Here is a 10,497-nt window from a genome sequence, read left to right as displayed (position 1 = left end):
CCCCTGTGCGGGGCAGCACCTACTTTTCTTTGCCGCCGCAAAGAAAAGTAGGCAAAAGAAAGCGGGCTAACACCGCCAGATCTAGTTCTTGCCTGCGGGCCCCCAACGGCCCCGTCCTGTTCATGGCAACGCACTTCCTGATGCCCGTTGCCAACGTCCTAATTCACGCATCCCCCACTTCACGCGCCCGCGTCTCAACTTGCGCGATCAACCTGCCCAGGTTCTCCAGGTGGCAAACTGTGTGTCGGCTGTCGCGCCATACACGCATCACTCCGGACTGAAAAGCAAAGGCGGTGTCTCTTGTAGGAGCGCCGACGCGTACGGCGCGCCAACCTACACACCGTTTGCCACCTGGGCGGCATAAACCATTCGCTGCCGCTGGTGGCGCTACGGGTGATTGAAGCGGGGGATGCGCTATTTAAGAGCGCTGGCAACGGGCAAGAAAAAGCACGTTGCCGTTTGGAGCGCAGGACCCGTTGGGGGCCCGCAGGCAACGACTAGCATTAGCGGTGTTAGCCCGCTTTCTTTTGCCTACTTTTCTTTGCGGCGGCAAAGAAAAGTAGGTGCTGCCCCGCACAGGGGCGACGCATGAAGTGGTAAGTCACAACGCGGATGCCGACGACAACCCCAGCAAACCAACCCTATAGAGCGCGGCAGCCAACAAAAAACCTCAATCCCTCCCAGCCAACGCACGCTCAAGCGCCGCCACGCCAGCTGGCAAATCGACCCCAACCCCAAGCTCGACCATCGAGCGCCCAAACGCATGAAGCGTTCGAAAAAGATTATGAGCGCGAGCCTGCTCGCCCATCTGCCCGATCCGCACAATCGGCAACCCGAATGATCCAGAAATCTCCACCTGATGATGCCGCGAGATATGCGAGCAGATATCAGCCGGCGTGAGCCCAGGAGAAGACTTCGCCCCAGAGGGCACCTCAATCCCAACAACCGAATTCAACCTGCACTCCGCAGGAGCAAACAACGACAACCCCATCGCACTAATACCAGCCTGCAGCGCAAGCGAGCACTTCAAATGCCGTGCAAACCGCTTCTCCAGCGTCTCAGCGCAAACCAGCCGCAAAGCCTCATGCAAAGCCAGCACGCCGGAAACAGGCGCGGTGTAGTGATACCCGGCGTTATGCCAGAAATTCTCCGCCAGCGACGCATCCAAACACCAATGCGCACTCGCCGCGGGCCGCCCTTTCACCCGCTCCCAGGCAGCATCTGAAAACGCAATCAGCGACACACCCGGAATCGACGACAAGCCCTTTTGTCCACCCGTAATCACGGCGTCGATACCCCACGCATCCATCTCGAGCGGCATCGTCGACAACGTGCAGACAGCATCGACGACAACCAGCGCGCCCGCTTTCTTCGCCAGCGCCGCAATATCCTTCAGGTGATAGTTCCAGACGGTATTCGACGTTTCGCCCTGCACGATCGTGACGATCTCCGGCCGCGTGCGGCGGATCGCCTCCTCGACCTGTTCGAGCGTCGCGACGGCCCGGTCGCCCACTTCCAGTAACGACACGTCAGCGCCCACGCGCCGTCCCATCTCCGCCATCCGTGCGCTGAAAAAACCATTCTTGATGCTCAGCACCCGCGTGCCTTGCCAGGCGAGATTGGAAATCGCCATTTCCATCGCGGCTGAGCCTGGGCCTGCGACGCCCAGCACCCACTTCGAATTGGTCTGGAACACGTAACGCGCCATCGTCTTCACCTGCCCGACCACCTTGGCCATCGTGCCGCCCAGATGGTTGATGACGATCGCATTGGCCTTGGCGACCGCGGCGGGAATCGGCACCGGACCGGCGCCCATCATCAGGAGTGGCTCTTCGGGGAGAATCGCGTCGAGCGATTCGACTTCAGGACAGGGAACGACGTAGGACGTTGGTGTGGTCATGATCGGAACGCATGGAACGATGAACAGGAACAGACAAAACGGCCCGCCGCGCGCAGCAGCACCTGCGGGCGGCGGGCCATCCTCTGATCATTCACCCATACGTCCGATTAAGCAAGAGACGCATGCCGGCTCATGCCGGCCAGATTGTCACTTGACCTCTTTGCGCTCGATCTTTTTGCCCGTCTCCTTCTGGTAGCGCTCGACGTATTCGTCGGTGAGCTTGCGGATCGCGCGCCCGATCTTGCGATAGTCGGACTCGTTGAGATTGGCCAGCGACACGCGTCCCGAAGGATGCTTCGTACCAAAGCCCATGCCCGGCAACAGCACGACGCGCGCATCGGCGGCGAGGCGGAACAGCAGTTCCGACGCCTCGGTGTGCTTGAGCAGCCAGTCGACGAAATCGCGGCCATACGCGCGCTCGCCGAAATACTCCATGTCGATGATCGTGTAGTAATCGACCTGGTTCGTATCCTTCTCGTCGAAGGCAATGCCGATCTCTTCGTACAGCGCGCGCTTGCGGCTGCGGATCAGGCGCTTCAGCGCGTTCTTGTACGCATCGGGCGTGTCCATCAGCGAGAACAGCGAGAAGAGCACCATCTGCACCTGCTGCGGCGTCGATAGCCCAGCCGTGTGATTCAGCGCCACCGTACGGCTGTCGGCCACCAGCCGGTCGATGAACTTCAGCTTGTCCGGCTCCGTCGTGATCGACTCATAGCGATGATGCAGGATCTTCTTGACGTCCTTCGGCAACTCGGAAATCAGCTTGTCGAGGATGTTGTCCTTGTGCGTCGAGATCGTGCCGAGGCGCCAGCCCGTCGCGCCGAAATACTTCGAATACGAGTACACCAGAATGGTGTTCTTCGGCGCCAGCGCGAACAGCGAGACGAAGTCGTCGGCGAAGGTGCCGTACACGTCGTCCGTCAGCAGGATCAGGTCCGGCCGCTCCTTGACGATCTCCGCGATGTATTCGAGGCTTTCGTCGCTGATCCGCACGGAAGGCGGATTGCTCGGATTCACGAGGAAGAACGCCTTCACCTTCGGGTCGCGCAGCTTGTCGAGTTCGGACTTCGAATACTGCCAGTTGTTTTCGACGTCAGCGTCCAGATTGACCACGTTCAGGTCGTAGTCGTTGAGCGTCGGAATCTCGATATACGGCGTGAAGATCGGGCGACCGAGCGCGATGGTGTCGCCCGCCTTGATCAGATGGTTCTGCTTCATCGTGTTGAAGATGTACGTCATCGCGGCCGTGCCGCCTTCCACGGCAAACGTATCGAACTCGCCGACGAACGGATACTTGCCGATCATCTCGCGCCGCAGATACTGCCCGACAATGATCTCCGACAGCTTCAGCATGCGATCAGGCACCGGGTAATTCGACGCGAGAATGCCTTCGCACATCTCGTAGAGAAAGTCGGTGCCCGACAGACCGAGCTGATCGCGCACGTACGACACCACGCCCGCCAGAAAGTCGATGCCCGGCGTGCCCTTGTTCTCACGTAGAAACAGTTCGAAGCGCTCGGCCAGCCCTTCGCGCTTCGGAAAGCCGCCCACGCCTTCGGGCAGGTAGGCGAACGAACGCTCCGCTTCGCGCATCGCGAAGAGACCCAGTTGCCAGAAGCCGTGGCGGGGAATCGTCGCGAGAAAATTTGGATTGCCGCGGCCGGCGTTCAGCATCGATGCGTTGGCGGGCCGCTCGACGGCGCCGCCGCCCGCCGCCTTGATCAACTCGTCCTTGAGTTCGAACGGGCTGAGCGCCTGGATGGCTGCCTTGTCGCTAGCCTGTTTGTCCTTTGCCATGATGCGTTCTCCATTGAAAGAGGAAATGCGCCGGCGTCGCGGGCAACGGCCCTTCGTGGGCGCTGGCTACAGTCCTGATAAGCAGTAGGCCCGGCGGGCGCGCGTGTCCCGCCGGATCGATTCGAGGTTCAGACCAGCCCGACCACGAGCGGCCCCAGCAACGTCAGCAGCACGTTCGCAATCGCATAGGTGATCGCGAACGGCACGGTCGGCACGGCGCTCTCGGCCTTGTCGAGCACGCCGCCGAACGCGGGATTCGCGCTGCGCGAGCCGGACAGCGCGCCCGCGAGAATCGCCGCGTTGTCGTAGCGCAGCACGTAGCGGCCGAACAGCATCGTCAGCAGCAGCGGCACCATCGTCACGACCACGCCGAGCAGGAAGATCGTGATACCGAGTTGCTTGATCGTCGTCACCGCCTGCAAGCCCGAATTCAGCCCGACCACCGCGACGAACGCGGCCAGCCCGAAGTCCTGAAGCAGGCGCGACGCGGCAGGCGGCATCACGCCGTACATCGGATGCTTGCCGCGCATCCAGCCGAACACGAGACCCGCGAGCAGGCAGCCGCCGCCCGAACCGAGCGTGAGCGGCACGCCGCCAACGTTGACGACGACCAGCCCGATCAGCAGGCCGATCACCATGCCGACACCCATATAGATGAAGTCGGTCTTGATCGAGTAAGGCAACTCGTAGCCGGTTGCCGCGACCGCACGCTTCGTGTCCTTCGCGGAACCGAAATACGTGATCACGTCGCCATGCTCGAGTTGCGTCTCGGGCAGGATCGGTACCGGCTGCCCGACGCGCGTGATGCTTTCGAGGAACACGCCGTGGCGCAGGTCGCGATCGACGGTTTCGCGCACTTTCTGGATCGTCGTGTGATTCAGGCCTTTCGCGGTGAATACGGCCTGGCGCGTCAGCATGACGGCGCTGACATCCGTCACATCGGAGACTTCCGTGCCGATCTGCGGCGCGATGGGCACCATGCCTTCGCGGCGCCCGACCACCAGCACGATGTCGCCGGGCGCGAGCGTGACGTCCGGTCCCGGCTCGACCTCCTTGCCGGCACGGCGAATTTTCTCGATGGTCACGAAGTCCTGCGCGGCCATTTCGATCTCGGACACCTTGCGCCCCGCCGCCGCCCCGACCTTGAAAGCGCGCCCAACCAGTTCGGGCAGCGCGGCCAGTTGTCCCGGCGCGCGCGACGGCGTGCCGCCCGCGAGCTTCGCTTCGGCGTCAAGCGCGGCCGCGCGGAGGTCGCGTCCCATGAACTTCGGCAGGATGTTCACGCACACGATGATCGCGCCGAGCGAGCCGAACACGTAGGTCACCGCGTAGGCAATCGCCACATCGGACTGCAACGATTTGACCTCTTCGGCTGGCAGGCCGAGACGCGCAATCGCATCGCCTGCCGTGCCGATGATCGCCGACTGCGTCAGCGCGCCACCCGCCAGCCCGGCGGCCAGCCCCTTGTTGAGATGGAAAATCTTCGCGCAGATGATCACGGTGATCAGCGCCGACACGGCGAGAAACACCGCCATCGCGATCTCGCGCAACGTCTTGCGGTTCAGCGAGTTGAAAAAGCCCGGCCCCGAGTCGTAGCCCACGGCGTAGATGAAAACGGCGAACATCACCGCTTTCACGCCGTTGTCGATCGACACGCCCGCCTGACTGATGACGACAGCCGCCAGCAACGAGCCGCCGACGCCGCCCAGCTGGAATTTGCCGAAGTTGATCTGGCCGATGTAGTAACCCACGGCCAGCGACAGGAACAACGCTATCTCTGGTGACTTGTGAAAGATGTTGTGTATCCAGTCCATCGTGCCCTCTCAATGAAAGCGCGCGGCCAAGCCGCGACGAAATGCGCCGGACGACGTGGCACTACCGTCCGGCGCCCCTGACCGCGCGAGCCTGGCGGCCCGCGCGGTCATTCGATGCCTGTTTCGTGACGCTTGTCTGTTCTTTTGCGTTGCCCGCCCGCTGGCGACGTGCAGCACCCGCATCAGTGGCCGAACTGCGCGGCCAGCCCCACCACCAGCGGCCCCATCAGCGGCAGCAGGATGTTCGACAGCGCGTAGGTGATCGTGTAGCCGATCACGGGCGTCGAGTTGCCCGTCACGCCGACCAGCGCGCTGATCGCCGGCGTGCTGCACTGCTGGCCGGCGATGGCGCCGCGCAGCATCGGCGGATCGAGCTTCAGGAACATCCGGCCGATCCACAACGACAGCAGACCCGGAACCCGCACCATCAGAAGCCCGGCGATGGGCAGCGCGAGACCGAACTGATGCACGAGCTTGATCGCATCCGGCCCGGCCGACAGGCCGACAGCGGCGATAAAGGTAGCCAGGCCGAAGTCCTTGATGATCTGCGCGGCCGCGGGCGGCAGCGAGCCGAACAGCGGGTGAAACGAGCGGAACCATCCGACCAGCAAGCCCGACAGCAGGCAACCGCCGCCCGTGCCGAGCGCCAGCGTCACGCCGCCGATGGTGCCCGACAGCCGCCCGATCGCCATGCCGACCAGCACGCCGAGACCGAGATAGATGAAGTCGGTTTTGAGGGTGGCGGGCAGCAGATAGCCAAGCCGCTGCGCGCCGCGCAGCACGTCGGCCTTTGCCCCGACCAGCGTCAGAACGTCGCCGCGATTCAGTTCGGTGCCGGGCAACGCGGGAATGCGGTTCTCCAGCCGCGTCACGGCCGCTATATAGATACCGCGCCCCTGCACGGGGTCGGCACGTTCGCGCAGCTGGCGGATCGTCGCGTGGTGCGCGTCCTTGCGCGTGAGTACGACATCGACCATATCGGCGAGCGCCGTCGAGAAATGATGGCCCGATGCGACTTCCTCGCCTAGCAGCGGCGCGGCTTCGACCAGCGCTTCGCGCCGGCCGCCCACCAGCACGAGATCGCCCGCTGCGAGCGTCAGGTCGGGTGCGACGGCAAGCGATGCGCCGCTGCGCTCGATCTGCTCGATGGTGAGGTTGTGGCCGTATTGCGCCTCGAAGCCACTCACTGTCAGCCCTGCAGCGCGATCGATACGGAACGCGCGCCCTACCAGCGCGGGCGCGGCAAGCCGCTCGCCTTCGCCGAGCGAATCGCCGCCGCCGAGTTGCCGCCACAACCGCTCGGCCTCGTCGCGCAGGTTCACGCGCAACAGCAGCGCCGCGAACTGACTCGTGAAAAGCACGATCGTAATAAGTCCGAACAGATAGCTGACGCTGTACGCCGTGACGATGTTCGCTTGCAGACGCAACGTCTCGGCATCTGACAGGCCAAGCCTCGCGACCGCTTCCGACGCCGTGCCGATCACGGCCGATTCCGTCGCTGCACCCGCCAGCAGCCCTGCTGCCGTGCCGGGATCGAGATGCAGCAGCGCGACGGCGAGCATCACCAGTCCCAGCACCGAGACGATTTCGACGATCGACAGCAGGCCATAGCGCCAGCCTCGCCCGACGTTGGCAAAGAACTGCGGGCCGCCCGTGAAACCGAGCGCGAAGATGAACAGCGCGAAGGCGACGTTCTTGAGATCGGGCGACAGACGCGCGCCTGTCTGCCCAAGCAGCAGCGAAACGATCAGCGTGCCGCACACGCCGCCAAGCTGGATCGGGCCGATCTTGATCGAGCCAATCAGATATCCGAGTGCAAGACTCGCGAACAGCGCAATCTCCGGCTGAGACTTAAGCAATTCGGCGACCATGTTCGGAATTCCCCGCAAAGCGGATCGTTGTATGAATCTTTTTAAAAAAATAGCGCCCGATAATCCGCACAGCAAATAGTGGCGTTTAATTTGAGCGCGCGCGAATATTCACCGGATTAACCGGTGTTATTCGAAGCGGAGTGTAATGCGCCGCGCTGACGCGTTGTGTCAGACGGAGGTGGCGCAATTGTCGAGAAGCCTTGAATCAGCTTGTGTTGCTTCCGTTGACAGACATGGTTCCCTCGTAAAGTTGTCGAACAACCCGGAACACGTTTCTTGCAGCCAGAGGCCTTTTTATGTCCGCATTGAAGCAGGCGGAAATCGTATAGATCAATTCCGCCATATGGCGAAAATGCCAGTCTTTTTACAATTGCGAAATAGCGTCGTCGTTTTAATAGATATTGTAATTGCTAGCGACTGTCAATATTATTTTTGAGCCAGATCTGTAAATTTACGAGCCGCCGGATTGTCAGCAATCAGGCGGTATGACACCCGCCAAGGCCGACGCAGAAACCGCTGCCGCACGCCACCACCGGGTCAACGATGCGCGGCAGCACCGCGCTTTACGAGGGCGCCACCATGAATCAGATCTACGCCATGCGGGTCTTTGTCCGGGTCGCCGAAACACAAAGCTTCAGACGTGCGGCCCAGCAGCTGAAGGTATCGAACGCGCTCGTCACACGCTCGATCGCCACGCTCGAAGCGCATCTCCACGCGCGCCTCATCAACCGCACCACACGCAACCTGTCGCTGACCGAGGCGGGCACGCACTATCTGGAAGGCTGCCGCGGGCTGCTCGAAGAACTCGATCATCTCGAAGGCTCGGTGGCGGGCACCGAGCGCGAGCCGGGCGGCACGCTGCGCGTCGTCGCGACGGGCGCGTTGTCGCCGCAATCGCTCACGCAACTGCTCGATGGCTATCGGCGCCGCTATCCGAAGGTGCATATCCGCCTGACGCTCGCCGAGCGCATCCCGCATCTGATCGAAGACGGCTACGACGTTGGCCTCTTCATCGCCGGGCCGACGCCGCCCTCGGGTGCGGCAGCGGAGACGGAGAGCATCGAACTGTCGTTCGCCACGCAGCGGCTCGTGCCGTGCGCCGCGCCTGCCTATCTCGCCACGCGTGAAGAGCCGCGACATCCCGAGCATCTGGTGCTGCATTCGTGCATCGCGACGCCTTCCGAGCAACGCGGGCCGACCATCTGGCATTTCGTCGATAGCGACGGCGACGCGCTGCCCGTGATGATCGAGCCGTCATACATGGTGAACAGTCCGCTGCTGGTGCGGCTGGCGGCGATTGCGGGCATGGGCGTCGCGGTGCTGCCGGAGCCGCTGGTCGCCGACGACTTCGCGACGGGCGCGCTCAGGCGCATCATGCAGGACTACACCGTCGACGAATCGCAGGCGAAGGTGTCGCTGGTCTACCCGCGGCGGCGTCATCTGCCCGCGAAAACGCGCGCGTTCGTCGATTACACGCTCGAGCACGCAGGTTGTCCCGCGTCAGCGCTACCCGCCGACACGCATGCCATCATGGCGCACGACCTGCATCTCGCGGCGCAGCACGCGTCGTGATGCACGCACCGATGAAGCCCGCAGGCCAATGAGGAGCGAGTGACCATGCGCATGATCCTGTTCAGCAGCCGCCAGTACGACATCGACACGTTCAACGAGGCGAACGCGGCGTTCCGCTACGAACTGCACTTTCAGGAGTCGCATCTCGAAGCGGACACGGCCGTGCTGGCCGAGGGTTACGACGTGGTGTGTCCGTTCGTCAACGACCTCGTCGATGCCGCCGTGCTCGAGCGGCTGCATGCGGGCGGAACGCGGTTGATCGCGCTGCGCTCGGCGGGCTTCAATCACGTCGATCTGGCGGCTGCGCAGCGGCTGGGGATCGGCGTGGTGCGCGTGCCGGCTTACTCGCCGCATGCCGTGGCCGAGCACGCAGTCGGGATGATTCTCGCGCTGAACCGCAAGCTGGCGCGTGCCGTCGCCCGCACGCGCGAGGGCGATTTTTCGCTCAATGGCCTGCTGGGTTTCGATCTGCATGGCAAGACGGTGGGCGTGATCGGCACGGGGATCATCGGACGATGCTTTGCGCGGATCATGGCGGGGTTTGGGATGCAGGTGCTCGCGCATGATCCGGGGCCGCCGGCCACAGAACTGCTTGCGTTGGGCGGGCGGTATGTGCCGCTCGATACGCTGCTGGCGGATTCGGATATCGTCAGCTTGCATTGCCCGTTGCTGCCGTCCACTTACCACCTGATCAATCGACATGCGCTCGCCAAGATGAAGCGTGGAGCGATGCTGATCAATACCGGGCGTGGCGGGCTGGTCGAAAGCAATGCGCTGGTCGGCGCGCTCAAGAGCGGACAGTTAGGCCATCTTGGGCTGGACGTGTATGAGGAAGAAGGCGGGATTTTCTTCGAGGATCATTCGAATCTGCCGTTGCAGGATGATGTGCTCGCGCGGCTTTTGATGTTCCCGAATGTGATTGTGACTGCGCATCAGGCGTTTTTTACGCGTGAGGCGATGACTGAGATTGCGCAGACTACGCTTGCTAATGTTGAGGCGTGGCGGGATGGGGTGGTGCGGAATGTTGTTTAGGGTTTTTTTTGCTGCGCGGTTTGGGGTTGGTTTGGGTTGGTTTTCCTGGGTTTTTGCTGGCGTCCGCGATTTGTTACTGGTTTGCTAGCGTTGCCCCTGTGCGGGGCGGCACCTACTTTTCTTTGCCGCCGCAAAGAAAAGTAGGCAAAAGAAAGCGGGCTAACACCGCCCGCTTCGCTCTTTGCCTGCGGGCCCCCAACGGTTCCTATCCTTCACACGGCAACCTCTCAGTTACCGCCCGTTGCCATCGCTTCGAATATTCGCCTACCCCACTTCAATCACCCGTAGTGCCCCAAGCGGCAGCAACTCGCATATGCAGCCCAGGTGGCAAACGGTGTGTAGGTTGTCGCGCATTATGCGTCGGCGATCCTACAAGACACACCGCCTTTACTTTTCAGTCCGGAGTGAAGCGTATAAGGCGCGACAGCCGACACACCGTTTGCCACCTGGGCGGCCTGGGCCGAACTGGTAAGGCTCGCTGAGACGCGGGTGTTTGAAGAGGGTGATGCGC

General features: G+C 62.5%; 6 protein-coding genes. 2 read left to right on the top strand and 4 right to left on the bottom strand.

Going from position 1 to position 10,497, the window contains the following annotated elements; all coding sequences use genetic code 11:
* Positions 1 to 670: 670 nt before the first annotated feature.
* From DK391_RS42800 to aspT (DK391_RS42785), 4 genes are all read right to left on the bottom strand, one after another.
* A complete protein-coding gene (locus DK391_RS42800) occupies positions 671 to 1,900 on the bottom strand; it encodes an aminotransferase class V-fold PLP-dependent enzyme (RefSeq protein ID WP_109484056.1) in 1,230 nt (409 codons plus the stop codon).
* 147 nt (positions 1,901 to 2,047) lie between these two features.
* The gene (locus DK391_RS42795) at positions 2,048 to 3,697 is read right to left on the bottom strand and encodes a bifunctional aspartate transaminase/aspartate 4-decarboxylase (protein ID WP_109484055.1); all 1,650 of its coding nucleotides are present in this window, start codon (positions 3,695 to 3,697) and stop codon (positions 2,048 to 2,050) included.
* A gap of 128 nt (positions 3,698 to 3,825) precedes the next feature.
* Complete coding sequence (aspT, locus tag DK391_RS42790; RefSeq protein ID WP_109484054.1) at positions 3,826 to 5,511, bottom strand: aspartate-alanine antiporter; 1,686 nt, start codon at positions 5,509 to 5,511, stop codon at positions 3,826 to 3,828.
* A 182-nt stretch (positions 5,512 to 5,693) separates the two neighbouring features.
* Positions 5,694 to 7,382 carry an aspartate-alanine antiporter gene (gene aspT / locus DK391_RS42785; protein WP_109484053.1) on the bottom strand — a complete coding sequence of 563 codons (1,689 nt, stop codon included), beginning with the start codon at positions 7,380 to 7,382 and terminating at the stop codon, positions 5,694 to 5,696.
* Between the two features lie 579 nt (positions 7,383 to 7,961).
* On the opposite strand from aspT (DK391_RS42785), the gene DK391_RS42780 reads away from it, so the two are divergent.
* The gene (locus tag DK391_RS42780) at positions 7,962 to 8,954 is read left to right on the top strand and encodes a LysR family transcriptional regulator (RefSeq protein WP_109484057.1); all 993 of its coding nucleotides are present in this window, start codon (positions 7,962 to 7,964) and stop codon (positions 8,952 to 8,954) included.
* Positions 8,955 to 8,999: 45 nt separating this feature from the next.
* Positions 9,000 to 9,986 (top strand): 2-hydroxyacid dehydrogenase, encoded by a 987-nt coding sequence (locus DK391_RS42775; protein ID WP_109484052.1) that lies wholly within the window; start codon positions 9,000 to 9,002, stop codon positions 9,984 to 9,986.
* The last annotated feature ends 511 nt before the right edge of the window (positions 9,987 to 10,497 follow it).

The sequence above is a fragment of the Paraburkholderia sp. C35 genome (genome assembly GCF_003121405.1).
Classification (GTDB): Bacteria; Pseudomonadota; Gammaproteobacteria; order Burkholderiales; family Burkholderiaceae; genus Paraburkholderia.
Note: the sequence above shows the minus strand (reverse complement) of the source record. Positions and strands in the feature narration are given on the sequence as shown.